The sequence below is a fragment of the Alsobacter sp. P4_H11 genome (assembly GCF_056400925.1).
The window spans coordinates 249,010-275,513 of the sequence record NZ_JBFUKI010000007.1 but is presented as its reverse complement, the minus strand read 5'-3'; the positions used below and the strand labels follow the sequence as shown (position 1 = coordinate 275,513).

Annotated in this window: 25 protein-coding genes and 1 pseudogene; 24 read left to right on the top strand and 2 right to left on the bottom strand. The window is 67.0% G+C overall.

What is annotated here, in order from left to right; genetic code table 11:
- Positions 1–477 precede the first annotated feature (477 nt).
- The gene (locus AC1DSZ_RS14725) at positions 478–2,571 is read right to left on the bottom strand and encodes a catalase (protein WP_476839089.1); all 2,094 of its coding nucleotides are present in this window, start codon (positions 2,569–2,571) and stop codon (positions 478–480) included.
- Positions 2,572–2,981: 410 nt separating this feature from the next.
- On the opposite strand from AC1DSZ_RS14725, the gene AC1DSZ_RS14720 reads away from it, so the two are divergent.
- The 24 genes and pseudogenes from AC1DSZ_RS14720 (at position 2,982) to AC1DSZ_RS14605 (ending at position 25,245) form a co-directional block, all read left to right on the top strand.
- A complete protein-coding gene (locus AC1DSZ_RS14720) occupies positions 2,982–3,998 on the top strand; it encodes an alpha/beta fold hydrolase (RefSeq protein WP_476839088.1) in 1,017 nt (338 codons plus the stop codon).
- A gap of 57 nt (positions 3,999–4,055) precedes the next feature.
- Positions 4,056–4,898, top strand: coding sequence for an NADPH-dependent oxidoreductase (locus AC1DSZ_RS14715; RefSeq protein ID WP_476839087.1), 843 nt, complete (start codon positions 4,056–4,058; stop codon positions 4,896–4,898).
- 102 nt (positions 4,899–5,000) lie between these two features.
- On the top strand, positions 5,001–5,180 hold the full coding sequence (locus tag AC1DSZ_RS14710; protein WP_476839086.1) for a hypothetical protein: 180 nt from the start codon (positions 5,001–5,003) through the stop codon (positions 5,178–5,180).
- 137 nt (positions 5,181–5,317) lie between these two features.
- A pseudogene (locus AC1DSZ_RS14705) lies at positions 5,318–5,616 on the top strand (integrase); the annotation flags it as partial.
- Between the two features lie 286 nt (positions 5,617–5,902).
- Positions 5,903–6,643 carry an enoyl-CoA hydratase/isomerase family protein gene (locus AC1DSZ_RS14700; RefSeq protein ID WP_476839085.1) on the top strand — a complete coding sequence of 247 codons (741 nt, stop codon included), beginning with the start codon at positions 5,903–5,905 and terminating at the stop codon, positions 6,641–6,643.
- 10 nt (positions 6,644–6,653) lie between these two features.
- A complete protein-coding gene (locus AC1DSZ_RS14695; RefSeq protein WP_476839084.1) occupies positions 6,654–7,811 on the top strand; it encodes a thiolase C-terminal domain-containing protein in 1,158 nt (385 codons plus the stop codon).
- Positions 7,812–7,816: 5 nt separating this feature from the next.
- A complete protein-coding gene (locus AC1DSZ_RS14690) occupies positions 7,817–8,230 on the top strand; it encodes a Zn-ribbon domain-containing OB-fold protein (protein WP_476839083.1) in 414 nt (137 codons plus the stop codon).
- A 3-nt stretch (positions 8,231–8,233) separates the two neighbouring features.
- Positions 8,234–9,646: a phenylacetate--CoA ligase family protein gene (locus AC1DSZ_RS14685; RefSeq protein ID WP_476839082.1), complete on the top strand. Its 1,413-nt coding sequence runs from the start codon at positions 8,234–8,236 to the stop codon at positions 9,644–9,646.
- Positions 9,643–9,837 (top strand): hypothetical protein, encoded by a 195-nt coding sequence (locus tag AC1DSZ_RS14680; protein ID WP_476839081.1) that lies wholly within the window; start codon positions 9,643–9,645, stop codon positions 9,835–9,837. Before AC1DSZ_RS14685 ends, AC1DSZ_RS14680 begins: the two co-directional genes overlap by 4 nt.
- Positions 9,834–10,616 (top strand): SDR family NAD(P)-dependent oxidoreductase, encoded by a 783-nt coding sequence (locus tag AC1DSZ_RS14675; RefSeq protein ID WP_476839080.1) that lies wholly within the window; start codon positions 9,834–9,836, stop codon positions 10,614–10,616. The genes AC1DSZ_RS14680 and AC1DSZ_RS14675 overlap by 4 nt, the downstream gene beginning before the upstream one ends.
- Positions 10,617–10,626: 10 nt before the next feature.
- Complete coding sequence (locus AC1DSZ_RS14670; RefSeq protein WP_476839079.1) at positions 10,627–11,391, top strand: SDR family NAD(P)-dependent oxidoreductase; 765 nt, start codon at positions 10,627–10,629, stop codon at positions 11,389–11,391.
- Positions 11,392–11,601: 210 nt separating this feature from the next.
- Entirely contained in the window at positions 11,602–12,780 is a 1,179-nt protein-coding gene (locus tag AC1DSZ_RS14665; protein WP_476839078.1) for an ABC transporter substrate-binding protein, read from the top strand.
- A 49-nt stretch (positions 12,781–12,829) separates the two neighbouring features.
- Positions 12,830–13,702: a branched-chain amino acid ABC transporter permease gene (locus tag AC1DSZ_RS14660; RefSeq protein ID WP_476839077.1), complete on the top strand. Its 873-nt coding sequence runs from the start codon at positions 12,830–12,832 to the stop codon at positions 13,700–13,702.
- 1 nt (position 13,703) lies between these two features.
- The gene (locus AC1DSZ_RS14655) at positions 13,704–14,693 is read left to right on the top strand and encodes a branched-chain amino acid ABC transporter permease (RefSeq protein WP_476839076.1); all 990 of its coding nucleotides are present in this window, start codon (positions 13,704–13,706) and stop codon (positions 14,691–14,693) included.
- Positions 14,690–15,445 carry an ABC transporter ATP-binding protein gene (locus tag AC1DSZ_RS14650; RefSeq protein WP_476839075.1) on the top strand — a complete coding sequence of 252 codons (756 nt, stop codon included), beginning with the start codon at positions 14,690–14,692 and terminating at the stop codon, positions 15,443–15,445. Before AC1DSZ_RS14655 ends, AC1DSZ_RS14650 begins: the two co-directional genes overlap by 4 nt.
- Positions 15,438–16,136 carry an ABC transporter ATP-binding protein gene (locus tag AC1DSZ_RS14645; protein WP_476839074.1) on the top strand — a complete coding sequence of 233 codons (699 nt, stop codon included), beginning with the start codon at positions 15,438–15,440 and terminating at the stop codon, positions 16,134–16,136. Before AC1DSZ_RS14650 ends, AC1DSZ_RS14645 begins: the two co-directional genes overlap by 8 nt.
- Before the next feature lie 10 nt (positions 16,137–16,146).
- Complete coding sequence (locus tag AC1DSZ_RS14640) at positions 16,147–17,769, top strand: AMP-binding protein (RefSeq protein ID WP_476839073.1); 1,623 nt, start codon at positions 16,147–16,149, stop codon at positions 17,767–17,769.
- The gene (locus AC1DSZ_RS14635; protein ID WP_476839072.1) at positions 17,766–18,515 is read left to right on the top strand and encodes an SDR family oxidoreductase; all 750 of its coding nucleotides are present in this window, start codon (positions 17,766–17,768) and stop codon (positions 18,513–18,515) included. The genes AC1DSZ_RS14640 and AC1DSZ_RS14635 overlap by 4 nt, the downstream gene beginning before the upstream one ends.
- Before the next feature lie 5 nt (positions 18,516–18,520).
- Positions 18,521–19,579, top strand: coding sequence for an SDR family oxidoreductase (locus tag AC1DSZ_RS14630; RefSeq protein WP_476839071.1), 1,059 nt, complete (start codon positions 18,521–18,523; stop codon positions 19,577–19,579).
- Between the two features lie 84 nt (positions 19,580–19,663).
- A complete protein-coding gene (locus AC1DSZ_RS14625; protein WP_476839070.1) occupies positions 19,664–20,491 on the top strand; it encodes a FadR/GntR family transcriptional regulator in 828 nt (275 codons plus the stop codon).
- A 60-nt stretch (positions 20,492–20,551) separates the two neighbouring features.
- A complete protein-coding gene (locus tag AC1DSZ_RS14620) occupies positions 20,552–21,589 on the top strand; it encodes a phosphotransferase family protein (RefSeq protein WP_476839069.1) in 1,038 nt (345 codons plus the stop codon).
- A 48-nt stretch (positions 21,590–21,637) separates the two neighbouring features.
- Complete coding sequence (locus AC1DSZ_RS14615) at positions 21,638–23,440, top strand: acyl-CoA dehydrogenase (RefSeq protein ID WP_476839068.1); 1,803 nt, start codon at positions 21,638–21,640, stop codon at positions 23,438–23,440.
- Between the two features lie 30 nt (positions 23,441–23,470).
- The gene (locus AC1DSZ_RS14610) at positions 23,471–23,941 is read left to right on the top strand and encodes a MaoC family dehydratase (RefSeq protein WP_476839067.1); all 471 of its coding nucleotides are present in this window, start codon (positions 23,471–23,473) and stop codon (positions 23,939–23,941) included.
- Between the two features lie 383 nt (positions 23,942–24,324).
- Positions 24,325–25,245 (top strand): MBL fold metallo-hydrolase, encoded by a 921-nt coding sequence (locus AC1DSZ_RS14605; protein WP_476839066.1) that lies wholly within the window; start codon positions 24,325–24,327, stop codon positions 25,243–25,245.
- Here AC1DSZ_RS14605 and AC1DSZ_RS14600 read toward each other — a convergent pair.
- A complete protein-coding gene (locus AC1DSZ_RS14600) occupies positions 25,242–25,874 on the bottom strand; it encodes a LysE family translocator (RefSeq protein WP_476839170.1) in 633 nt (210 codons plus the stop codon). The genes AC1DSZ_RS14605 and AC1DSZ_RS14600 overlap by 4 nt on opposite strands.
- Positions 25,875–26,504: the final 630 nt, after the last annotated feature.

The window sequence follows — 26,504 nt, the reverse complement described above, 5'->3', positions numbered from 1 at the left end:
CGACAAACGCTGTCTCAAGTTTTGTTGTTGGCGAACAAGACTTTCAAATCCGCGCTTTCGACCATCTGCCGACGTTCAGAATGTCCGCTTCTCGGCGGAAATCTCTGGCCGAATTATTACACGACCTTCGTACGCCTGCGGACTTCCCGATGCGGGGATGTGTCCGTCCGTTGAAGTGTCCGTCCAGTCAAGCCAACGACCGCCTCGGACTCAAATCTTCAGGCGTCACTCTCAGGCTCGATGGGCACAACAACTCGAAAAGGAGCAAAATCGACTCCAAGAAGCCTCGACCTGTGGTCTCTATCACCTGTCTCCTTGCGCCAAGGTCATAAGCCAAAGCGGCCGACGCCGGTCTCGGCATCGGCCACTCGAATAAATACCTAGTTATCTCGTTCCCATACTCGAAGGTGCGAAACGTAGGTCCGGCATGGCAAGGTCACCGTCGACCTTTTATACCGGCCCCCGTCGGTAGGGTTCTCAAGCCAGCATGCGGACCTTGGGCTCGCGATCCCACTGGCGCGACTGTGCCGGCGTTATGAAGGCTGCGGCGCCCTTCGCGAGGTCGACGACGCTTGCATCGGGCGCGACCCCAGACTTGTCCAGCAAGGGCTGAGCTTCCTTGGTGTATCCGATCGCCTTCAAATGCCCAAAGGCGTTCTTGGCGAAATCGGTCGCGGCGCCTTCGTTCAACAGGGCCGCACAGCCTGCCTTCGAGAGCACCAACGCGACCGCGTCGAACAGGACCGACGGCGTCCCCGCGAGCTGGCCGTCTGCCTTCAGGCGGGCGCCATCCTTCAGGGTGACGCCGCCGATCTTGGGAGCGACGATCATCACCGTGGCGCCCTCGGCCTCCGCAGCCTCCCGGACTTCGGACACGAGGGCGCCGTCCGCACCGTCGGTCACCAGGATCGCGATCTTGCGGCCCTTCAGGCTCGGGGGGTACTTGTCGATGAGCCGAAGCCCGGGCGAAGGGGCCATATCGCTGGGCGCGACCGCCGCCTTCGACGCGGCTGGCAGTTCGACGTTCAGGCCCACGGCCACCCGCTTGGCCAGCTCATCGTCGACGTTGCGCAGGTTGGACAGTACCCGCGCCACCACATGGTCCAGCGTCACCTTCGAGAGTTCGAATACGATGGCGCTCGCGAGGTGGGCCTGCTCGATGGCGGACTGCGAGCGATAGAAGAGCCGAGCGTGGCTGTAATGATCGGCAAAGGTCTCCGAGCGCAGGCGGACCTTTTCTCCCTCGAGCGGGACCGGCGCGGTCCGGAAGCCACCGCTGTGATCCTCGCGCGGGCCGCCGTCCTCGCCGGCTTGGCCCAGCGTATTCGGCTCGTAATTGGCGCGGCCGGTGAAAACTTGCGTCTGCATATGCCCGTCGCGCTGCAGGTTTTGGAAGGGGCAACCCTTGGCGCGGTTGATCGGGAGCTGGTGGAAGTTGACGGTCCCGAGGCGCGAGAGCTGCGTGTCCTGGTAAGAAAACAGGCGGCCCTGCAGCAGCGGATCCTCCGAGACGTCTATGCCGGGGGGCATGTTGGTGGGCAGGAACGCCACTTGTTCGGTCTCGGCGAAAAAATTGTCGGGGTTCCGGTCGAGCACCATGCGCCCGACAATCCGGATTGGCGCCAACTCTTCGGGGATCACCTTCGTGGCGTCCAGGATGTCGAAGGGCAGCGCGTCGGCCTCCTTCTGGGTGAGCAACTGTACGCCGAACTCCCATTCCGGGAAGTCGCCCTTGGCGATCGCCTCGTACAGGTCGCGGCGGTGATAATCCGGATCGGCTCCGGCGATCTTCAAAGCCTCGTCCCAGCAGGTCGACTGGAGGCCAAGCTTAGGGCGCCAGTGGAACTTGACGAAGGTGGCCTCGTCCTCGTCGTTCAGAAACCGGAACGTGTTGACCCCAAACCCCTCCATCATGCGCAGGGATCGCGGTATCGCCCTGTCTGACATCGCCCACATGATCATGTGGGTCGCCTCGGGCATCAGGCCGATGAAGTCCCAGAAGGTGTCGTGGGCGCTCGCCGCTTGTGGATAGCCGCGGTCGGCCTCCATCTTCACCGAGTGGATTAGGTCCGGGAACTTGATGGCGTCCTGAATGAAGAAGACCGGGATGTTGTTGCCGACGAGATCCCAGTTGCCCTCTTTTGTGTAGAACTTCACCGCAAACCCGCGCACGTCGCGAGGCGTGTCGACGGAGCCGGCGCCGCCCGCGACCGTGGAGAAGCGGACGAAGACTTCGGTCTTGGCGCCGATCTCGGTAAGCACCTTGGCGCGTGTCACGTCCGCCAGGGACTCCGTCAGCTCGAAGTAGCCGTGCGCCGCCGAGCCGCGCGCATGCACGATACGCTCCGGGATCCGCTCGTGATCGAAGTGCTGGATCTTCTCCCGGAGAACAAAGTCTTCGAGGAGGGACGGCCCGCGCCGCCCGGCTTTCAGCGAGTTCTGGTTGTCGCTGACAGGAACGCCGTGGTTTGTCGTCAGTCGCCGCTCTGGACTTGTGGCGACCTGGTGTAACTCGTCGCCATGGCCGCGCTGCTCAGCCGGGCGAGAGCCGGGATGTGTCTTCTTTGTCATGGAATAAATCCTTGCTCGCGCGGGGCTCGCGCCGGCAGCTTCGCACCGGCATCGGTCAGCAACCCAGGAACTGGCGGCGCGTTCCATGCCGAGGTCGCCGACACCCCGAGTTGAAATCACCAAGGGGCAGCATGGGAAGTGGCTTGGCTGAAGTCTGCGGCAGCTGTCGGTATTTGGGCAGCGCCGGTCGAAGCACAAACTGCCGGCCGCTTTCCGTAGGCAGCTTATGTCCAGATGTGACGCGAGGGAGACTTGGCCAAACCGGCGCTCCTCACATCCAGCGGTCATTTCCAGGATGCCACGTCAAAGCGACCGTACATGCGCCAGAATGACTCGCTTCCGACCGTGGCTGGTTCGTTGCTCCCTGCCGCCCTAAGTTGCGGAGGTGGACGCGAGGGAGCAGGACGCCGATGGATTGGGACACACGGACTGGACGCTACGAGCCGGGCGACGTCGTGCTCGGTTCGGGCGAGGTCCTGAAGAACGCCTGCCTGAGCTGGAAGAGCTACGGGACACTCTCGGCCGACCGCGACAATGTCATCGTGTTTCCCACGAGCTACTCCGCCCAGCATAGCGATCAGGAGTGGCTCATCGGCCCCGAAGGGATCCTCGACCCGACGCGGTGGTTCATCGTCATCCCGGACATGTTCGGCAACGGCCTGTCGTCCAGTCCGAGCCACGCGCCGGACTATCCATCGCTGGTCACGACGGCCGACAACGTCCGCGCGCAGCGGCGGCTTCTGGCCGACGTCTTCGGCATTGAATCCGTCGCCTGTGTCTACGGCTTCTCGATGGGCGGGCAGCAGGCCTACCATTGGGCCGCCCTCTATCCCGACGCCGTGGAGAGGGCCATCGTGGTCTGCGGCAGCGCGCGGACCGCGGTTCACAACCAGGTCTTTCTGCAGGCGCTCCAGGCCACCCTGGAGGCGGCTCCCGAGCACCTTGGCGGCGGACGCTTCTCGTCCCAACCCGACGCAGCCATGCGCGCCTTCGCGAGGATCTACGCCACCATGGCGCTGAGCCAGGATTGGTACCGCGCGAACCTGCACCTCGCCACACCAGGCGCCACGTCGCTCAATGACTTCCTCGACCGCGTCTGGGCGCCCGGATTCCTGCGCCGCAAGGCGGAGGACCTCTATGCGCAGTGCTCGACGTGGCTTGCCTCCGACATCAGCGCTAACGCGCTCTACCAGGGGGATCTCGTGCGGGCGCTCCAGTCCATCAAGGCCCGCATGCTGCTCCTTCCGTCGCGCACGGACCTTTACTTCCCGGTGGCTGACAACGCGGGCGAAATGGCCCATGTCCGCCACGCGGAACTGCGGCCGATTCCAAGCATATGGGGGCATCGGGCCGGCAATCCGGCGGCGAACCCGGCCGACGCGGCCTTCCTGCGCGACGCGGTGGGCGACTGGCTATCGCGCGGGTGAGGGCTCCGCCACGACGTTCGCTAACCGCTGACCCGACCTGGAACGATCAAGATCCCGATGACCGATGCATATCCCGATAGCCGCGAGGCCGCCATGGCGGCGCTCGCGGCGCGCTACCGTGCCGACCCGGAGCCTGGCGACGCTCCGTGGAATGCGGTGCTCGCCACGCTTTTGACGCATCGCAGCGTCAGGGCGTTTCGGCCCGATCCCGTGCCCCCGGAGGTGCTCCGAATGGCCGTGGCCGCGGCCCAGTCGGCGCCCACCTCGTCCAACCTCCAGGTCTGGAGCGTCGTGGCCATCGAGGATCCGGCGCGCAAGGCCCGCCTGGCGGAGCTCGCGGGGCGACAGCGGCACGTCGAGGAATGTCCCCTGTTTCTGGTCTGGCTCGCCGACCTGTCGCGCCTGCGGACCCTTGGCTCGGAACGGGGCCGCGCCACCGCCGGACTCGACTACCTGGAAAGCCTTCTCGTGGCCGTGATCGATGCGGCGCTTGCTGCCCAAAACGCGGTCGTCGCCCTGGAGTCGCTCGGGTATGGCACGGTCTATATCGGCGGAATGCGCAACAAGCCGGAAGAGGTCGCGGCGACGCTCGGCCTGCCGGCTGACGTGGTCGCGGTGTTCGGCCTATGTGTCGGCCGGCCGGACGAGGCCCGCCCAGCTTCGGTCAAGCCGCGCCTCCCGGTCGAAGCGGTTCTCCACCCGGAGCGCTACGGCGGGCCGCCCGCTGCGGACCTTGTCGCTGGCTACGATGCGGCCCTGCGCAGCTTTCAAGTGGAACAGGGCATGGCTGCCAACGGCTGGTCTGACACCGCCTTGCAGCGCGTACGTGGCCCGGAGTCCCTGAGTGGCCGCCACCGTCTCGGCGAAGCGCTGGCCGCTCGGGGCTTTGCGTTAAAGTGACCGGGCCGGCACGTAATCGTCCTGGAAAGGCCAGCGTAAGGGGCCAGGATGTTGCTACAACACGTGCGAATGCCGGACAGTCCGGCACAGCAGGAGTAGATCGTGGCTGAGCGATTTGAGCGGCATCGGCAACCTTGGACGCAGGAAGAGCTGGAGAAGCTGAGGTTGCTCGCCAAGAAGGGCATGGCGCTCAAGGCCATATCGAAGGCGCTGACACGCAGCGAAGAATCCATCAAGGACCGCGCCAAGCTCGACGGGATCGGGATCGCCAAGCTCCGATAGCTCGCTGGAGGCGAAGTTCTTCGGCCGGAGGCGACGTCCATGAAGGAGCGTATGCTACCGGCGCCTCTTTGCCCTACTCCGTCCTAGGAACTCGGGAGTGTCTGCCCAAGTCTCGCACGGATGCGGCGTTCCAAGAGGTGTTCGCAACGTCTGCCAGGCCCAAGTCGAAGCCGCGGCCCTGGAACGCGGGTCGGATAATTGGTGCAAAGCCGCCCCTCAGCCTCAGCACATCTGGGAATTGAGAACTCGGCTTCAAATCGAGAGACGTGTCCGCGACCTCGCGATGTTCAACGTCGCGATCGACAGCAAGCTCAGCGGAAGTGATCTCGTTCGGCTTCGCGCCGCGGACGTTGCTGCCGCGCTCGTGACATGGCTTGCGGTGCGGCGACCTGGATCGGGAAACTGGCTCTGGCCAAGCCAAAGCCGAGCCGGAGACCTACGGAGGGGCGGCCCATTAGAGACCGCAGCTTCCTTATTCCATCATCAACTTCTCATTTTGCGCCGGCGTGGGCCCATCTCCGCAAACCGGTGATCCAAGTGTCAGCTCGGTTAGCAGCCAAGCCGGTCAGCCTTACCATCTCGCACCAACAAGTTCGCTGCGAAAGCATCCGAACCCGTTGACCGCATTGTCGGGTTGTCGGACAATGGCGATAAGCTAGCGACGGAGCGCGGTGTTGGTCGACCAAAATCTGCTTGTGAAACTTGGAGACGGTCGGGCGTGGGTGACCTTCAACCGCCCCGACAAGTTCAATCCGCTGGATTGGGCGACGCTGAAGGAGCTGCGCCGCGCCATCGAGGCGCTTGACGCGGATCCGGCCGTCCGAGCCGTGGTGTTCACGGGCGCGGGCCGGGCTTTCTCGGCTGGAGGCGACCTTGCGGGCTATCTGTCCCTCTATGCCGACAAGCCGGCGTTCCGCCTGTTCCTCGACGATTTCGCAGCTGTTTGCGGCCTAATCGAGCGCTCTTCCACGATCTTCATCGCGGCCGTGAATGGAACCTGCGTGGCCGGCGGGCTCGAGCTCTTGCTCGCCTGCGACCTGGCGTTCGCGGCGGATACGGCGCGGATCGGCGACGGGCACGTTAATTTCGCGCAGATCCCAGGCGCGGGCGGGTCGCAGCGGCTGGCCCGGGCCATCGGCGTGATGCGGGCCAAGCACCTGATGCTTTCGGGCCGTCTCCTCGACGCGCGCGAAGCCGAGCGGATCGGCCTCGTCGCCGAGGTCGCGCCGGCCGACGCTCTCGCAGGCCACGTGAATGCGTTCGTGGACGACCTCGTCCAGCGCAGCGCGACCGTGCTGGCCTCCATGAAGAAGCTGGTCAACGACACACGCACAACAGGCTGGCAGGACGGGCTCGACGCCGAGATGGACGTCGTCCACGCCTACGCGACGGGCCACCCGGACGCGATGGAAGGCCTGCGCGCCTTCGCGGAAAAACGCCGCCCCCATTTCGCCGCCGATTGAGGAGCGGACCATGTTCACCCTGCGCGACCGCTATTGCATCGCCGGCATCGGCAACACGGAATACACCAAGCGATCCGGCCGGACGGTTCTGGACCTCGCGTCCGAGGCCTGCCTGAAGGCCTCCGCCGACGCCGGCGTTCCTGTCCAGGACATCGACGGGATCGTGAGCTTCAACTTCGGCGATTCCGTACCGGGCATCGCGGTCGCGACGGCCCTGGGCATGCCGCATGCGCATTACTGCGTCGACATCGCGGGCGGCGGCAACGCCGCGAACCTGATCGTCATGCACGCCATCGCGGCCATCGAGGCCGGGCTGGCGAAGACCGTGCTCTGCTACAGGGCCATGAACGGCCGCTCGGGCTATCGGCTCGGGGGCGGCCGCGAACTCGCGGCCCGCGGCATTACCCAATACACGGCCCCCTTCGGCTGGATCACCTATCCGCAGGCCATGGCGATGTGGTGCCGCCGACACATGATCCGCTACGGCACCACGGCCGAGCAGCTCGGCGAGGTGGCCGTCACGTGCCGCGCCAACGCGACGCTGAACCCCCGCGCCATGCAGCGCGACCCGATGACGATGGACGACTACATGGCGTCCCGCTTCATCGTGGAGCCGTTCAGGCTGCTCGACATCTGCCTGGAAAGCGACGGCGCCTGCGCGGTGCTGGTGACGTCCGCCGATCGCGCCAAGGACATGGCCAAGCCGCCCGTCTACGTGATGGGCGCGGCCTATGGCGGCGGCCCGAACCAGGGCGAGGACCTGTTCGACGCCATCCGCTGGCCCGAGCATGCCGAGAACTACGCGAAATACATCGCTGAAGACCTCTGGGGCGGCGCGGGCGTCTCGCCGAAAGACATCGACGTGGCGGAGATCTACGACTGCTTCACCTACAGCGTGCTGATGCAGCTGGAAGGCCTCGGCTTCTGCAAGGAAGGCGAAGGCGGCTCCTTCGTTCAAGGCGGCCGCATCGCCCGCAATGGCGAGTTGCCGATCAACACCCACGGCGGCCTCCTGTCGGAGGCCTATATCCACGGCTTCAACCACGTGATCGAGGCTGTCAGCCAGTTGCGGGGCGATGCCGGCGAGCGCCAGGTGCGCGACGCCGAGATCGCCCTCACGACGGCCGGCGCGATGACGTGCGGGAGCGCCATGGTCCTTCGCAGGTGAACGACATGACCTACGCCAAGCCGCTCCCCGAGCCCGATCCCGATTCCGCGCCGTTCTGGGCGGGGACGAAAGAGCACCGGTTGATGCTGCAGAAATGCGGCGGATGCGGGCGCTTCCGCTTCCCGTCCCAGCGCCTCTGCCCGCACTGCCATTCGCCTGAGGCCGAGTGGGTCCAGGCCAGCGGAAACGGCACGGTGTTCAGCTGGATCGTAGTGCGCCACCCCGTCCCGCGCGAGGTCTACGGGCAGGATGTCCCCTACGTGGTCGCGTTGATCGCGCTCGACGAGGGCGTGCGCATGCCCAGCAACATCGTGGGCTGCGCCCCCGAGGACGTGACCGCCGAAATGGCTGTCACGGTGCAGTTTGACGATGTGACGCCCGATGTCACCCTTCCCAGGTTCAAGCCCGGACGAGCGTGAGCGATGATCACCGGTGAAACCTTTTCGTCGGCGTCGCCGCACCTGGGGCGACTCGCCGCCATGAACAGGGCGAGCCTCGAGGCGTTGCAGCTGCGGCGCATCCAGGCCCTGCTCGAACGGCTCTACGCGCGGAACCCGTTTTATCGCGACCGCATGGACGCTGCCGGCGTCCGGCCTGAGCAGATCCGCAGCCTTGAGGATTTTCGCAAGCGCATCCCGGTCGCCACCAAGCAGGACTTCCTGGCAGACCAGGAGGCGCATCCGCCTTTCGGGCGTCGGCTGGGAGTCCCCCGCGAGGAGGTGGCGCTCGTCACCCTGACGGGCGGCACGTCTGGACAAGGGCAGGAGGTCTATGGCCGCACCCAGCGCGACGTCCACATGCTGGGCTACCTGCACCAGCTGCCGTGGACGATGGCCGGGCTGCGCCCCGGCGACGTGGCGTTCAACTGCGTCCCGGCCGGCGGCATGACCACGGGCGGCTGGGGCCCCGGCGAAGGCTTCAGGATCGCGGGCGCGACCGCGTTCCACGTCGGAGGGTCGCTGGCCACCGATGCGAAGATCGACATGATGCTCCGCTTCCGGGAAGCGCATTTCATCTACGCCTCCACGAACTATCACCACACCCTGGCCGAAGGCTTCCGCCGACGTGGGATCCGGCCGGCCGAAGCCTTTCCGATGATGCGCACGCTGTTCACGGCTGCGGAGGGCTACCCCACCGAGTGGGCCCAGGAGCTGGAGGCGTTCTGGGGCTGCCGCCTGCATGAAGGCTATGGCAGCACCCAGGGCGTCGGCTTCATCGCCAGCACCTGCGAGTGCGGCGCGGTGCGCCCGGACGGCGGCCGTGGCTGCATGCATTTTCTGGAGTGGGAGAACTACGCCGAGGTCATCGATCCCGACACCGGCGAACCTGTCGGCCCGGGCGAAGAGGGTGAGATCGTACTCACCAACCTCGGCGTCGAGGCCTCCCCGGTGCTGCGCTTCGCGACGCGGGACCGGGCGCGATTCATTCCCCACCACGCCTGCGGGTGTGGCCGGCCCTGGAACGGCATCGAGGCCGGCGGCATCGCGCGCTATGACGACATGATGAAAATCCGCGGCAACAACGTGTGGCCGCTCTCGGTCGACAACGCGGTGTTCAGCCACGCCCATGTCGAGGAGTACGCCGGCCGGGTCTTTGTCGACCAGGCGGGCCGGACCGAGGTGGAAGTGCGGCTGGCGCTGAAGAATGGCGCTCCCGCCGATGAAGCCTGGCGTGAAGATCTCTGCCGGACGCTCGCCGAGCGGATCAAGGCTGCAACCAACGTGCTGATGCAAGTCCGCGTGATTCCGCGCGAGGACCTGCCGAACTTCTCCTACAAGGCGCGGCGCTGGACCGACGAGCGCCGCGAAGGCATGCGCACGGAGCGCCTGACATGACCCAGGCCGAGACACAGCCGGACACCGCCCAGCAACGCGCCGCGCTTGAGGAGATGCGGCGCGCCGCCGCCGTTTTAGCGCGCGTGCAGGATTCGCTGCTGCGCGGCCAATATGCGCACCTCGCGGGCCGCATCGAGGCGTTGATCGAAATCCTGGACGCGGGCGGAGCGCCCGCCGGAGGCCAGCCATGACGAGGGCCGGACGACTGGACGGGCGGAGCGCGCTGATCACCGGCGGGGCCTCGGGCCTCGGCGCCGCCACCGCGCGAGCCTTCGTGCGCGAAGGCGCCCGGGTGATGATCGCCGACATCGACGAGGGCCGGGCGGCCGAACTCGCGCGCGAACTCGGCGACGGCGCCGCCTTCGTCCGGTGCGACCACACCGACCGCGGCCAGACGGAGGCCGCCGTCGCGGCCACGCTCGCGGCGTTCGGCGCGCTCGATATCCTTCACAACAACGCCGGCGGGCCTTTCGCGGGCCCGGTGGAGAGCGCCGACGACGCCGTGCTGGCGCGGGTGATCGGCGTCAACCTGGTGGGCGTGTTCAAGATGACGCAGTCGGCGCTGCCAGCCCTGCGGGAGAGCGCCGCGCGCAGGCCGCACGGCGCCTCGATCCTCTTCACGTCCTCGCTGCAGGGCATCAAGGCGCGGCCGAATTACACGGTCTACACGGCCTCCAAGCACGGCGTCGTCGGCCTCGTGAAAGGGCTGGCGCTGGAGCTGGCGCCGGCCAACATCCGGGTGAACGCGATCTGCCCGACCGTGACGGAGACGCCGATGCTGCGCTCGTTCCTGCCCGGAATGGCGCCCGACATGGACGAGGCCCGGGCGCGGCTCAAGGCCACCATTCCACTAGGCCGGATGCCGGAGCCGGAAGACACCGCCAACGCGGCGCTTTTTCTGGCGTCGGACGAAGCCCGCATGATCACCGGCGTGGCGCTTGCGGTCGATGGCGGACAGATGGCGGGCTGAGGAGGACGCAATGGGCTATCCGGACTTTCGACTGGATGGCCAGGTGGCCATCGTCACCGGCGGCAGCAGCGGGCTCGGCCAGGCTGGAGTTCTGGCGCTCGCACATGCGGGTGCCGATGTGGTGGTGGCCGCGCGGCGCCTGCCCGAATGCGAGGCCGTGGCGGAGCAGATCCGCCTCATGGGGCGGCGCGCCCTGGCGGTTTCGGTCGACGTCACCGACGAAGGCTCGACCCGCGCGTTGGCGAAGGCGGCCGAAGACTTCGGCCCGGTAAGCATCCTGTTCAACAATGCGGGCGTCATCTCGCCAAAGTCCCTAGCTGACACGTCCGCGGAAGAGTGGCGCCGGACCCTGGACGTCAGCGCGACCGGAACGTTTCTATGCAGCCAGGCCGTCGCGCCGGCGATGACCCGCCGCGGCCGTGGCGCGATCATCAACATGGGGTCCATCCTGTCCAGCGTCGGTATGGCCAACCGCGTCGCCTACGCGACCGCCAAAACCGCCGTGATCAGCATCACGCGCTGCCTGGCCGTGGAGCTCGGGCCATCGGGCGTGCGGGTCAACGCCATCGCGCCGACCGTGATCGTCACCGATCTCAACCGCAAGCTCACCGAAACCCAGCCTGAACTCTACAGGCGTGTGCTGGAGCGCATGCCGCTCGGCCGCCTGGGCCAGACCGACGACGTCACGGGCGCGCTCGTATTCCTTGCCTCGCCCGCGGCCTCGTTCATCACCGGGCAGACGCTCTATGTCGACGGGGGCTTCACGGCCGGTTGAGCCGCGCGCGCGGGGCGAAATCGCCCGTCCTGCGAGCTGATCCGATTGCCGGTCCCGCTTGGGGCATGGTACAAACTATTGTCGGACAATCCGACATAACCCGGCGACATGACCGGGATGGAGAGCAGCGCCGCGAGAGCGCTTCGAGGAAACGCGAGAGGGACTATGACCAGCTTTGGGACGCTTACCCGTAGGGGAGTCACTGCGCTTTTGGCAGCCGCTCTCGGGGCCGGAGCCTTCACCGGCGCTCAGGCGCAACAGCCTCCGATCAAGATCGGACTGACCACTGATCTCACCGGCATCGCGGCGGCCTACGCCCGCGGCCAGGTGAACGGCGTGGAGCTCGCCATCGCGGAAATCAACGCGGCGGGCGGCATCATGGGCCGCAAGCTCGAGCTGCTCGTGCGCGACAGCCAGCTGAGGCCGGAACTCGGCACCAGCCATACGCGAGACCTGATCACCCGCGAGAAGGTCGACTTCCTGATCGGGCCGGACGCAAGTTCGGTCGGCGTCGCGGTCTCGGCGGTCGCCAAGCAGTACAAGAAGGTCGTCGTCATGACGATCCCGAACACCCCGCGTCTGGTGGGCGAGCTCTACCATCCGCATTTCTTCACCATCGTGCCGAGCGGCACCATGCTGGCGCGCGCGATGGCGGAGGGCCTCGACAAAAAGTACAAGTCCATCGCGTTTATCGGCGGCGATTACGAGGCGTCGCATCAGGCCGTGAAGTATTTCGGCGATTGGCTCGCCAAGGTGAATCCGGACGCAAAGATCACCAACACGCAGTGGCCCAAGCTCGGCGAGCCGGATTTCACGCCCTACATCACCCAGCTTCTCTCGGGCAAGCCGGACCTGATCTTCTCCTACCTGTGGGGCTCGGACCTGATCGCCTTCATCAAGCAGGCAAAGGCCTACGGCCTGTTCGAGCGGACTAAATTCGCCACGCTGCTCTTCCTGGACGACCTGCGGGCGCTCGGCTCGGAAATGCCGGACGGCATCCTTGGCCAGATGTACGCGCCGCCGTTCGGCACCAAGGGCGGCAAGATGGACACCTTCATCCAGGCCTTCAACGCCAAGTACAATGCCTATCCGTCGGACTGGGCCGTGATGGCGTATGACGGAATGATGCTGCTGGCCCAGGGCATCAAGGCTGCGAACTCGGTCGACCAGGACGCGGTCAGGACCGCGCTGGAGGGGATCAAGTACGAAGGCCTCCAGGGCGGCGTCACGACGTTCCGCGAGGTGGACCACCAGGGCAACGTGCCTTCGTTCCTAGGCGTCACCGGCAAGGACGACAAGCTGCCGTTCAAGACCCTCGTCGACATCAAGCGGATCGAGGCCGACAAGGTGTGGCCGACGCCGCAGGAGATCCTGGCGGAGCGCAAATAGGCGCTCATCGATCCTCATCCCGGGCGAAGTCAAGGCGGTCTGATCTGATATGACGGATGTGCTGATTCAAATCCTGAGCGGCGTGAGCAGGGGCATGGTCCTGTTCATCGTCGCCTCGGGTCTGACTCTCATCTTCGGGGTGCTGAGGGTCGCCAACTTCGCCCATGGCTCGTTCTACATGGTGGCGGCCTTCGTCACCTACACGGTCACCCGGATGGCGGGGGGCGGCATGCCCGGCTTCCTCGCCTCCCTGGTAATCGCGCCCTTGTGCGTCGCGGCGCTCGGGGCGGCGATCGAAATGCTGCTGCTCCGGCGCATCCAGCATCGCGATCATTTCTACCAGCTGATCCTCACCTTCGCGATCACCCTCATCGTGGCGGACGGGGTCAAGATGATCTGGGGCCGGGACTACCGTTCGGTGCCGCGGCCGCAACTGCTCGAGGGGAGCATCTCGATCTTCGGATCGCCCTTCCCCAGCTACTACGTGTTGCTGATCGTGATCGGGCTCGTCATCGCGCTGGCGCTGCGGCTCATGCTGGAGCGCACGCGCTTCGGCAAGACGCTGCGGGCGGCCGTGGCGGACGGCGAGATGGTCGGAGCGCTCGGCGTCAACGTGCCGCTGCTCTACACCGGCGTGTTCACGCTCGGGGCGTGGCTGGCGGGCTTCGGCGGCGCGCTCGCCGCGCCGGTCGGATCCATCGCGATCGGGATCGACAACTCCATCATCATCGAGAGCTTCGCGGTGGTGATCATCGGCGGCGTGGGCAGCGTCTCGGGCGCGCTCGTCGGCGCTCTCGTGATCGGCGTCCTGCAGGCGATCGGCATCATGGTCGCGCCGCGGCTCGCCATCGCGTTCATCTTCATCGCCCTCTGCGCCGTGCTGCTGCTGCGGCCGCAAGGCCTGCTCGGAAGGCGCGCCTGACATGGGTTGGAGAAGAGAAGCCGCCCCGCTCCTCGTCCTTCTCGCCATCATGGCGGCGCTGCCGTTCCTGGTCGGTGAGAGCGACGTGTATCTCGCCAACGATTTCCTGATCACCGCGCTGTTCGCCATGAGCTTCAACCTGCTGCTCGGGCAGGCCGGCATGCTGTCCTTCGGGCATGCGGCCTTTTACGGGCTCGGCGCCTACACGGTGGCGCTGCTCTACAGCAAGCTCGGCGTGCCGATCGTGCCCGGGATCCTGGCGGCCCCGCTGGTCGCCGGCTTGATGGCGCTCGCGATCGGCTTCTTCGTGGTGCGGCTCGAAGGCATGTATTTCGCCATGCTGAGCTTGTCCTTCGCCCAGCTGATCTTCTCGGTGGTGTCGAGCTGGTACAGCTTCACGGGCGGCGACAACGGCCTGCCGGTGAGCCCGCCGGATTGGCTGCTCCCCACCAACGCCTATTACTACTTCACGCTCGCGGTCGTCTCCGTCTGCATCGGGCTGCTGTTCCTGGTTCGGCGCTCCACCTTCGGGGCCGCGCTGGCGGCCATCCGCGAGAACCCGCAACGCGCGGCCTATCTGGGTCTCAACGTGCGGCTCTACCAGCTCGCCGCCTTCGTGCTGGCCGGAGCGCTGGCCGGCGTGGCAGGATCGCTGCGATCGCCCCTGCAGCAGATGGCTTTTCCGTCGCTGCTCTACTGGACGCAGTCGGCCGATCCGGTGCTGATGACGCTCGCGGGCGGCGTCGGGGCCTTCATCGGGCCCATCGTGGGCGCGGCGCTGTTCGTGCTGCTGACTTTCGTGGTGACGAGCCACACGGATTATCCGCTCTTCGCCTTCGGCGCCGTGGTGCTGGTGCTTGTCCTGTTCCTGCCCAAGGGCATCGTCGGCACCATCGAGGGCTGGTGGGATCGGCGCCGCCCCAAGCCCGCCTCGGCCGCGCAGGCGCAGGTGGCGCCTGCGGCAGCCCAGCAGGAAGGGTCGCGGCCATGACGGACGCCGTTCTGGAACTGCGCGGCGTCAGCAAGACGTTCGGCCCGTTCAAGGCCGTCACGGACATGAGCCTGTCCGTTATGAAAGGCGAGATCCACGCCCTGATCGGCCCGAACGGGGCCGGAAAGAGCACGCTCCTGAACATGGTGGCCGGCGGCCTGCCCCCCAGCGCCGGTGAAATTATGTTCGCCGGGCGCAGCATCGTGGGCCTGCCGCCGCACCAGATCGTCCATGCCGGCATCGCGCGGTCGTTCCAGATCACCAGCATCTTCCCGAAGCTTTCGGTAATCGAGAACGTCCGTATCGCGCTGATGGCCCGGCAGGGCCGTTGCCGGTCGTTGTTCGCACCCGCCGAGGGCGTGATGCAGGATGATGCCCTCGCGCTTCTCGAGCAGGTCCACATGGAGCGCGACCTCAACCGGCCGGCCGGAGAACTGGCGGCGGGCGACCGCAAGCGGCTGGAGTTCGCCATGGCGCTGGCCGGAGCGCCCGAGCTGATGCTGCTGGACGAGCCCACGGCCGGGATGAGCCCCGAGGAGCGCTCGCTCGTCACCGCCATCATCCGCAAGATCAACGCGACACGCGGCGTCACGGTGCTGTTCACGGAGCACGACATCGACATGGTGTTTTCCACCGCCCACCGCATCACCGTGATGCACCAGGGTTCCAAGCTGACCCATGGGGAGCCTGCGGCCGTGCGGGCCAACCCCCGCGTGCGCGAGCTCTATTTGGGCGAGGCCGCGCATGCTTGAGTGCGATCGCCTTCACACCTACTACGGCGCCGCGCATGTCCTGTTCGCAGTGTCGCTCAAGGTCGCACCGGGGACGGCCGCCTGCATCCTCGGCCGGAACGGGGTCGGCAAGTCGACGACGCTGCGCACCGTGATGGGCCTGACGCCGCCGCGCGACGGCAGCATCCTGTTCAAGGGCCACAGGATCGACGGCCTCCCGGCCTACAAGGTGGCCCGGCTGGGCCTTGGATATGTTCCGGAGGATCGGCGCGTCTTCGCCGAACTCAGCGTCGAGGACAACCTGCTCGTGGCGGAGCGGCAGGCCGAGGGCGGCTTTGGCTGGACGGCCGAACGGGCGTTCGAGGTGTTCCCGGCCTTGCAGGAGTTCAGGACCCGCCTCGCGGGATTCCTCAGCGGTGGCCAGCAGCAGATGCTCACCATCGCGCGGGCGCTGATGGGCAATCCCTCGATGCTGCTGCTCGACGAGCCCACCGAGGGGCTCTCGCCCGTGATGGTGAAGACCCTCGAGGAGGCGATCCTGTCCCTCAAGCGCGAGGGCCTCACCATGCTGGTCGCCGCGCAGGACATGCACTTCGCCGCCAAAGTCGCCGACCACCTCTACGTCATGAACCGGGGCGCGATCGTCTACGAGGGACCGCGCGCCGACATGGAGCGGGATGCGGCGGTGATCCAGTCGCATCTCGTGGTCTGAGAGGCGCCCGATGGCATCCGCGCCCGACGACTGGGTCATCGGCGCCACCCTGCGGCGGCAGGCGCGCGAACGCCCCGGCGCCGTCTATGTGGAGCTGACCACCGGCGGCCGCATCACCTACGGCCAGATGGACGAGGACGTCGACCGGGTCGCCACCGGCCTTAGCGGCATCGGCGTGGGCTTTGGCGACCGCGTGCTCGTGATGATGCGCAACTCGGCCGCCTACCTCCAGTGCTGGCTCGCCTTGATGCGCCTGGGCGCCGTCATCGTGCCGGTGAACACCGCCTTCAGGGGCGACTTCCTGGAATATGTCGTCAGCGATTCCGGCGGAACGACGCTCGTCGTCGACGCCGAATTCCTGCCCGTCGTGGAAGCCTCGGCTCATCGCCTTCCTGCGCTGTCCTCGCTTGTCGTCGCCGGCTCGGACGCCGCCTCCGGTGCGGGCGGGCTCGCGGCCGCGCCGGTCCGGTTCGAGGAGCTGCTGCGGGCTCCAGCGTGCGACCCAGGCGTGCTGGTCACACCGCGCGATGCCGCATCTATCCTGTATACGTCCGGCACGACGGGACGCTCCAAGGGCGCCCTGCTTCCGCACGGACACCAGCGCCTCAACCCGCACGTCTACATCGATCGCCTGGGCCTTACCTCGGAGGATGCAATCTATTGCTGCCTCCCGCTGTTTCACGCCAACGGGCTGCTTCTGCAGGCTTATGGAGCCATGATCCTGGGCGGTCGGCTCATCCTGGCCCCGGGCTTCAGCGCGAGCGGCTGGCTGGGAGACATCCGCCGCCACGGCGCCACGGCGACAAATCTCCTCGGCGCCATGACCGAGTTCGTCTGGCGCCAGCCGGAACGGCCCGACGATTCCGAGACGCCGCTGCGCATCGCCTGCGTGGTGCCGGTCCCGAAATTCGGGGAGGCCTTCCAGCGGCGGTTCGGCATGAGGATGGTCGAACTCTACGGCGCGACGGAGATCAACTGCCCCTTCTACATGCCGCGCGACGAGCCGCTTCGTCCGGGCTCATGCGGCCGCATTGTCGACGAGTGGTTCGAGGTGCGCATCGCCGATCCCGAGACCGACGAGCCGGTCCCGGATGGCGAAACCGGCGAACTGCTGGTCCGGCCCAAGGCCGCCTGGACCACCATGCTGGGCTACGTCAACCAGCCGGACGCCACGGTGCGCACCTGGCGGAACCTGTGGTTCCACACCGGAGACGCCTTCCGCCGCGATCCGGACGGCTACTATGCCTTTGTGGACCGGCTCAAGGACAGCCTGCGTCGGCGTGGCGAGAACATCTCGTCCTTTGAGGTCGAGCAGGCGCTGCTCGCCCATCCGGGCGTCGCCGAGGCCGCCGTGGTGGGCGTGCGATCTCCCACCGACGAAAAGGAGCAGGAAGTGATGGCCTTTGTGGTCCCGCAGGAGGGCAGCCTCGATCCCGCCGAACTGGCCGACTTCTGCGCCGGCCGCATGCCGGCCTTCGCGACGCCGCGCTACATCGAGGTCCGCGCCGCCCTGCCGAAAACCCAGACGCAGAAGGTGCTGAAAAACGTGCTGCGCGAGCAAGGCGTGGGCCCGAACACTTGGGAGAATCCGGTGATCAGCAAGCCCCGCCAGGCGCCGGGGGAACGTCAATGACGACGCCGGACCCACTCAAAGGCAAGATCGCGCTGGTGACGGGCGCGACGAGCGGCATCGGGGAAGCGCTGTCGCGGCGGCTGGCCGGCCGGGGCGCGCACGTCATCCTGCTCGCGCCCGACCCCGCACGCGTGGCGCGGCTCGCGCACGAACTCGGGACGAGCGCGACGGCTTTGCCGCTCGATCTTCGCGACCAAGCCGCTGTGGACGCGGTCGCGTCCCGAATACCGCCCGCCGTTCGCGCCATCGACGTACTCGTCAATTGCGCCGGCCACGACATGGGCGGCGACGTGCGGTTCCACGAGCTGGACACGAGCGCGCTGGAAGGCGTCATGGCGGTCAACGTTCTCGGGCTCATGCGCCTGACGCGCGCCATCCTGCCCGCCATGGTGGAGCGCGGGCGCGGCGACATCGTGAATGTGGGATCCATCACCAGCCGGCAGCGCAGCCGCCACCTCGCAGCCTATGCCACCAGCAAGCACGCGGTGCACGGGTTCAGCCAGTCGCTCCGGGCGGACTACGCCGAGACGGACCTGCGGATCTTAGAGATCCTGCCCGGAGCGGTGAAAACCAACTTCGCGAGCCGGCGCCTCGGCGGCGACGACGCGCGCGCGGCCGCGTTCTACGAGCGCTTTCCCGTCACGCTGAGCCCCGACGACGTCGCGTCGGCAATCCTCTACGCGTTGGAGCAGCCGCTGAACGTGACCGTGTCCGAACTGGTGGTCTTGCCCACTCGGGAGCGGTGACGCCCATGCCGGATCGCAACGTGGCGCTCGTCGTTGGATCCTCCGGCCTGGTGGGCGGCAGCATCGCGGCGTATCTCCACGGCCTCCCCGGCTGGGAGGTGATCGGCGTCTCGCGCCGCCCGAGCGCCTCGCCCGCTCCCGGCTGGCGCCACGAGGCGATCGACCTGCTGGACGCCGCCGCCTGCGAACGCGCGGCGGAGCGGCTGAAGCATGTGACGCATGTGTTCTACGCCGGCCGCGCCCCGGCGGCCGAACCCGCCGGCGAGCGCGCCGCGAACGCCGCGATGCTGCGGAACCTGATCACCGCGCTGGAGCCCGTCGCGACCGGGCTGCGGCATGTCAGCCTACTGCACGGCACCAAGTGGTACGGCAGCCATCTGGGCCCTTACCGCACGCCGGCCCGGGAGGATGATCCGCGCGCTGCGCAGCCGAATTTCTACCATGACCACGTGGACTGGCTCGCCGAGCGCCAACGGGGACGCGGCTGGACGTGGTCCAGTCTGAGGCCCCACATCGTGTGCGGTGTTTCGGTCGGATATCCGTACAACCTCGTCACGACGCTCGGCGCCTATGCGGGCCTTTGCGGCGCAAAGGGGAGGCCCATGACCTTCCCGGGAACGCCGGAGTGCTGGAACTCCGTATCTCAGGCCACCGACGTGGGCCTTCTGGCGCGCGCCGCGGCCTGGGCGGCCACCGAGCCGGGCTGCGCGGGCCAGTCGTTCAACATCGTCAACGCCGATTACTTCCGCTGGCGGGATCTGTGGCCGAGCATTGCGGCGGCGTTCGGCGTCGAGCCCGGCGGCGTCGAGACGCGCAGTCTGGCGGCGGAATTCGAAGCGGACGCGCCGCTCTGGACCGACATCGTACGCCGCGACGGTCTGCTGCCCCTCCGGCTCGAGCAAATCGCGAACGGCGCCTTTGCGGATTTCCTCTTCTCGGCGGGATGGGACGACATGTCATCGACGGCCAAGATCCGCCGCTTCGGCTTCGGAGAAGTTGTCGAAACGGAGCCGATGTTCGACGCCATGATCGCCGAGATGCGCCGACGCAGGATCGCGCCATGAGGTGGGCCGGCGCGTTGAACTCGGCCCGAGGCGCGCTATAGCTTCATCCGCCGCTCGGCGGTTTGTCTCAGAAGGAGATTGCGATTGGCCGTAGCTCGTTTTCAACGCCTCGAGGCGGCCCCGGCCTACAGAACGGTGGCGGCCTCGATCGAGCGTGAGATCGTCGCAGGCCGCATCAAGCCCGGCGATCAGTTGCCGACCGAGATGGCGTTGGCCGAGACGTTCGGGGTCAACCGATCCACCGTGCGCGAGGGGATCCGCCTGCTCGAGGATGGCGGCATGATCGAGAGGCGCAACGGCAAGCGCCTCTATGTGTCGCTGCCCCACTTCCAGACGCTCGCGAGCCGCGCCACGCGGGCGCTGGTGGTGCACGAGGTGACATTCCGCGAGCTCTGGGAGGCCTCGATGCCGCTGGAGCCTGAGATCGCGTTTTACGCCGCGGAACGGATCACCCCCGGGGAGATCGAGGATTTGCGCGCCAATCTGGCCGCGATGTCGGCGGCGCGCGACGACACCGAGCTCTTCGTGAAGCTCGACATGGAATTCCACGAGCTCCTCGCCAAGGCGACAAAGAACCGCGTGTTCATTCTCGCCCGGGAACCCATCAGCCTGCTGTTCCTGCCGGCGGGAAAGATCATCCTGCCGCAACTGCGTACGGAGCAGCGCGTGGTCGACGCCCATGGCGAACTGATCGCCATGCTGGAGCGGCGCGACGCCGTTGGCGCGCGCACCTGGATGATGAAGCACATGGTCGATTTCAAGCGCGCCTACGACCGCACGGGGCTCGATCTGGACATGCCCCTCTACGCCGCCATGCAGCGTTCGAAGGAGCTTTACGCCAGCGAAGAAGCCGCGAAAACAGCGCCGCGCGCGAGTCGCAAGGCGGCGGCCAGGAAGCCAAATGCGGCTTGACGAGCTTGTCGGCCGGGACGAGTTCAGGCTAGTTTGATTGCCCGATTGTCGGACAACGCAATGACCAGCCCGAACCCCTCCGCGCCACCCCCGCCAGCCTTTCTCAGCGCGCTTTGCGAATGGTTGAAGACGCGGCTCCCGGGAGACTGGGACGGCGCGACGCTGAAGGCCTTCACGCAGGGGCAATCCAACCCGACATACCTCCTGCAGGCCGGCGCCTACGCCTATGTGCTACGGACCAGGCCGGCCGGCGTCCTGCATGCGTCCGCGCACGCGATCGACCGCGAATTCCGGGTGCTGGAAGCGCTTGCAGGCAGCGCCGTGCCGGTCCCGGCGCCGCGCCTCTACTGCGACGACTCGGGATTGATAGGCGTCGCCTTCTACGTGATGGACTACGTGCCTGGGCGGCTGTTGGCCGATCCCGCTTTGCCCGAACTGTCCCCCGATGACCGGCGCGCCGCCTACGCGTCGTTCGTGAACACGCTGGCGGAGCTCCACTCGATCGATCCAGCGTCCGTCGGCCTCGGCGACTTCGGCCGGCCCGGCCAGTACTACGAGCGGCAGATTTCGCGCTGGACGCGGCAATACCGGGCGGCCGAGACCGAGACCATCCCGGCGATGGAGCATCTCCTCGCCTGGCTTCCGGACAATCTGCCCCGCGAAGAAACCGTCAGCCTGGTGCACGGCGACTACCGCTTCGAGAACCTCCTGTTCCACCCCACCGCCCCGACTGTCTCGGCCGTTCTGGACTGGGAGCTTTCGACCCTGGGCGACCCGCTGGCCGACCTCGCCTATGCGGCTCTATGGCACCGGTTGCCGCCACATGCCTTTCGGGGTCTCGCCGGGCGGGCCGCCCAGTGTCCAGGTGTGCCGAGCGAGGCGGAATTCGTGGCCGACTATTGCGCGCGGGTGGGCCGGGCGCCGATCGCGAACTGGCGCTTCTACATGGCCTTTTCGTTCTTTCGCCTCGCCGCGATCCTCCAGGGCGTGCGCAGGCGCGCGCTGGACGGCAACGCGGCCGCGCCCGACGCCCTGCAACGCGGCGCGCTCGCGGGGCTCTGCGCCGAACTGGGTTGGGACGCCGCGCAACGTGGATGAGGGCCGGGCGCCGGGCCGGCGCGCCGACCGAACGAGAGCGGAACGGGAATGGACGAACTGATCGATCGCCGTGTTCTGGAGTTCATCCTGAGAGACTGGCTCGATGTCGACCGGCTCTACGCGCGCGCCGAGTTCGCCGATCACAGCCCGGAAAGCACGTCGGCGATGCTCGACGTCGCCGACCGGGTCGCGCGCACGCGGTTTCTTCCCCATTACAAGGACGCCGACCGGCAGGAGCCCCGGTTGGAAAACGGCGTCGTGCGCCTCCTGCCCCAGATCGAGGACGCGCTGGGCGCCTTCGCGGAGGCGGGGCTTTCGGCCGCCCCTTTCCCCGAGCGCTTTGGAGGCTTGAACACTCCCAATGTCGTTTATTCGGCCTGCATGGCCCACGTGATGGCGGCCAACATCGCCACCGCCGCCTACGCGATGCTGACCACCGCCAACGCCCGGTTGCTCTGCGCCTTCGGGTCGGAGGCTCAGGTTGGCGCGTTGGCGCTCCCGCAGATCGCCGGGGAGGCTTTCGGGACGATGTGCCTGTCCGAACCGCAGGCGGGATCGTCGCTCGCCGACATCGCCACCCGCGCCGCGCCCGACGGCGAGGATCCGCTGGGGGCGCGCTACCGGCTCACCGGAACCAAGATGTGGATTTCCGGCGGCGACCATCAGATGGGCCACAACATCATCCATCTGGTGCTGGCCAAGATCGTCGGGCCCGACGGAGTTCTCCCGGCCGGAACCCAGGGGATTTCGCTGTTCGCCACACCCAGGCGGCTTGCGGACGGGCAGCGCAACGACATCGTGGTCGCGGGCCTGAACCACAAGATGGGCTACCGCGGCACGGTGAATTGCCTGCTGAATTTCGGCGAGGGAGCAGCCACGCCGAACGGGGCGCCGGGCGCGGTGGGCTATCTGATCGGCCAGCCCGGGCAAGGCCTCGCGATCATGTTCCACATGATGAACGAGGCCCGCATCGCGGTCGGCCTGGGGGCCGCCGCGCTGGCGTGCCGCGGCTTCGCGCTGTCCCGGCGCTATGCGCGCGAGCGGCTGCAGGGTCGGCCGCCGGGCCAACGGGACGCCCGGGAGCAGGCGCCGCTCGTCGCCCACGCGGATGTCCGGCGCATGCTGCTCGCCCAGAAGGCCTACGCGGAAGGCGCGCTCAGCCTCGTGCTGTTCTGCGCGATGCTGGTCGATGACGAGAAAACCGCCCCGACCGAAGACGAACGCGGCGACGCCGGCCGGTTGCTCGGCCTGTTGACCCCGCTCGCCAAGACGTGGCCGTCCGAATGGGGGCTGGCGGCCAACGATCTCGCCATCCAGATCCATGGCGGCTACGGCTACACGCGCGATTTCGACGTCGAGCAACTCTACCGGGACAACCGCCTTAACGCGATCCACGAAGGAACGACTGGGATCCAAGCAGCGGACCTGCTCGACCGCAAGATCCTGCGGGATGGCGGGCGAGGGCTGGCGCTGCTCGGGGCGAGGGTCGCCGACACGGTCTCGCGGGCCCGGCAGGAGCCCACCCTGTCGGGATGGGCGCACGACCTTGAGACCCTATGGGCGGAGTTCTCCCGGACCATCCTGATCCTGGCCGAGAAGGAGAGCCGGCAAGCGCTGCCCCATGCGGGTCCCGTCCAGAGCGCGCTCGGGCACCTCGTGCTGGCCTGGATCTGGCTCGACCAATGCGTGGTCGCCGTGCAAGGCGGTCCCAAGGACCCGGAGCTCGTGGCTGGACTCACGGCCGCGGCGAACCACTTCTTCGCCTTCGAGGGCCCTCGCGTCCGGATCTGGAGCAATGCCGCCCGCAACGACGCAAACCTGCCGCCCGCCCTCCCCGATTTCGTGCTGTAGGCGCGCGCTGACACAAAGACTGGCCAGACCATGAAGCTGTATTACGAAGACATCGAGAAGGGCGCCGTCTACCAAACAGGCGGCGTGACCGTCACTGAGGACGCCATCATCCGTTACGCGATGGAGTACGACGTCCAGCCCTTCCACGTGGACCGCGAGGCCGCCAAGCAGTCAATCTTCGGAGAATTGGTCGCGAGCGGCCTGCACACGCTCTCGCTTACGTTCAGGCTCTGCAACCAGGAAGGCCTGTTCACCAAAACCGCGGTCGCGGGCCTGGGGTTCGACGCGGTCCGGTTTCATGCCCCGGTCCGGCCCGGCAGCACGCTGCGCGCGACCGCGACTGTCCTGGACAGGCGCATGTCGGCGAGCCGGCCACAATATGGGATCGTGACATGGCTGATCGAGACCTACGACCAACGAGGAGAACTGGTGCTGAGCCTCACGATGTCTCATCTCCAAGAAACCCTGGCAGCGCTCGTTCCTGCCTCCGCGTCGGGCTGATCCGTTGCCCGCTGCCCTAGATGCGCTTCTTGAAGATAGGTCAGAGTGACGCTTGCTCGGGGAGATCTGAGCCACAGGTCGGCTTTTTCGCTAGGTACAATTGTCCGGACTTGGCGCGATTTAGGCGTCGAGGCGTGCTTGCTGCTGCCCCCGAGAAGACACTTGGCGCGTCCGGTTCCGGAGACCGCCAAGATGTCAGGCCGTCCGCCGCAACAGCAGCGTCCGGACGACCGTTGACGGTTCACCACCTCCACTTTGCAGCCGCACTGAGCGCCGCTCCTGGACCTTGGTACTGATCAGGCCGCGGACATGGGACGAGGCGGATTCTCGGTTCAGTTCAGAGCGCCTTGGCTCACCCGAACCTCGATGGAAAGAGAACGACCATGTCCGATCTGGCTGCCGGCCTGCGTATCCACCGTCCAACTCCCGGCGTGCTGGCCTTCTATGATGGCCGCGTTCCCGGGAAGCGTCTCATGGGGCCGCATGCGAACTGGGTCGACGATGGCGCCTACGTGCTCGGGACGGCGAGCTACGCCATCGTGGATGGCCCCGAGGCGCTCGTCTACGACGCCCATATCACGCTCGACCACGCCGCCGCGGTGCGAAGGGCGCTCCAGCGCGAGGGGGTCCACCGGATCACGCTCGTGCTCAGCCACTGGCACCTCGACCATGTGGCCGGCAATGCGGCGTTCGCGGATTGCTCAATCGTCGCGAACAGGCTTACGGACCGCCTGCTGCGCGATAAGCGCAACAAGATCGAGGCTGGCCTGCAATCGGGGCTCCCGGCTATTTCGCCGCTGGTTCTCCCCACCAGGATCTTTGATGGCGTACTCGAGCTCACCGTCGGATCGCTCAAGGTCCAGCTGATGCAGATCGATTCGCACAGCATCGACGGAACGGTCGCGTGGATGCCGCACGCCAAGGTTCTACTGGCGGGCGATACGCTGGAGGACCCGGTCACCTATGTGGCGGAGGCAGGCCGGCTTGAAGCGCACCTAGCCGGGCTCGACGCCCTGGAGGCCCTCGCGCCGGCCTGCATTCTGCCCAACCATGGCGACGAACACGTGATCGCGGCCGGTGGCTATGACGGACGCCTGATCGCCGCCAACCGGGCCTATGTGCGCCGCCTGCTGTCAGCGGCCCGAAGCGCCGACTCGGAGGATCAGGTCTCGCTCGAGGTCTTCATCGCGCCCGAACTGGCCGCAGGCGGGATCCGGTACTTCGACGCCTATGAGCCTGTCCACCGCCGCAATCTGGAAGCTGTCGCGAAGGCAGCCGGCGTTCAGCCGTCACTCGATTCCTAGCCTCTGGAGAGGAGCAGGCTGCCGCCCGCGAGCGCGAAGAAACCCGCGAGGGCGCCTTCGATCCAGCGGCGTGCCTTGCGGTACAGGCTCACCATCGCGGCCGACGAGAACACCACCGCGTAACCGCTGAAGATCACCGCGCCCAATACGGCGCACCCCGCCAGAATGACAGCGACTGAACGCCAGGACGCATCGTGGCCGAGCCCGAGCGTCATCAGCGCCACCCATCCGAGAACCGCTTTGGTGTTGGTGAGGTGCATCAGGAGCCCGCGTCGGTAGAGCCGTCCGAAGGGCTCCGGATTTGGGCTAGCCATCGCGGCGGATTGCGCGTCGGGGGTCGCGGCCGCTCGGGCCGCCTTGTAGGCCAGGAACAGGAGGTAGAGCCCGCATATCACCTTCAGGGCGTGCATGGCTCCCGCATAGCTCACCAGTAGCGCCGACAGGCTGGTGGCGGCCATCAATCCCCAGAAAAGCGCGCCCGTCAGGACGCCGGCCGCCAGTATCAGGGCGGAGCGACGGCCTGCGTTCATCGCGGTCGCCATGATCCGCATGTTGCTCGGACCCGGGCTCCCAGCCGCCACGATGTAGGTGGCGTAGACGAGGAGCAGGTTTTGCAGGTCGGGGCTCATGTCGGGGCTCACGGCGTCCTCGCGGAAAGAAGCGCGCAATCGGGCGACGGCGCCGTGTGATTGCGCCGCATCCCGCGAGCTTAGCCGAGTTGCTGGCGTTTGTGCGATTCAAAGGACGCGACAAGGCTTTCGTCAAGCAACCCGCGCCGGACGCGCCGCGAGACGAAGGAGGCGGCGTGGCGCCGTTATTCGCGTTAATGACCTTTCTCCGTTCTGATCGCGTTCAGCGCTGCGCCGCGCTGCCGCATTTGAATTAATCTCTCGGCTGCTGAAAGGCGCTGCGGGCGGACCTCGGCCTCCTTCGCGCCCGTCCGTGGCCAAAGTGTTCTGCAGCCGCCTCGGCGCTCGGTTCGAGACAATCAGAAGCCGAGTGCAGCCAGTTGCAGCCGGCTTCCCTAGGGGTTTGCCGTCCAGCGCGCTCCATGGCGCGGCATAGCGCACCACCATTTCGGCCTCCGGGCCGCGAGAAACCCCAGTGCGAAAGCCTGGGGTTTTTTGTTGCGCGCACGACCGGCGCGTCCCGCGCGCAGGCCGCTCGCCTCCATTGCGAGAGGTCTCGCAAACGGCGGTTGCATCACCCCGGGGTTCGGTCAGGATGGCGGGCGTTTCGGTTTCCGCCGGGGCGCGCCC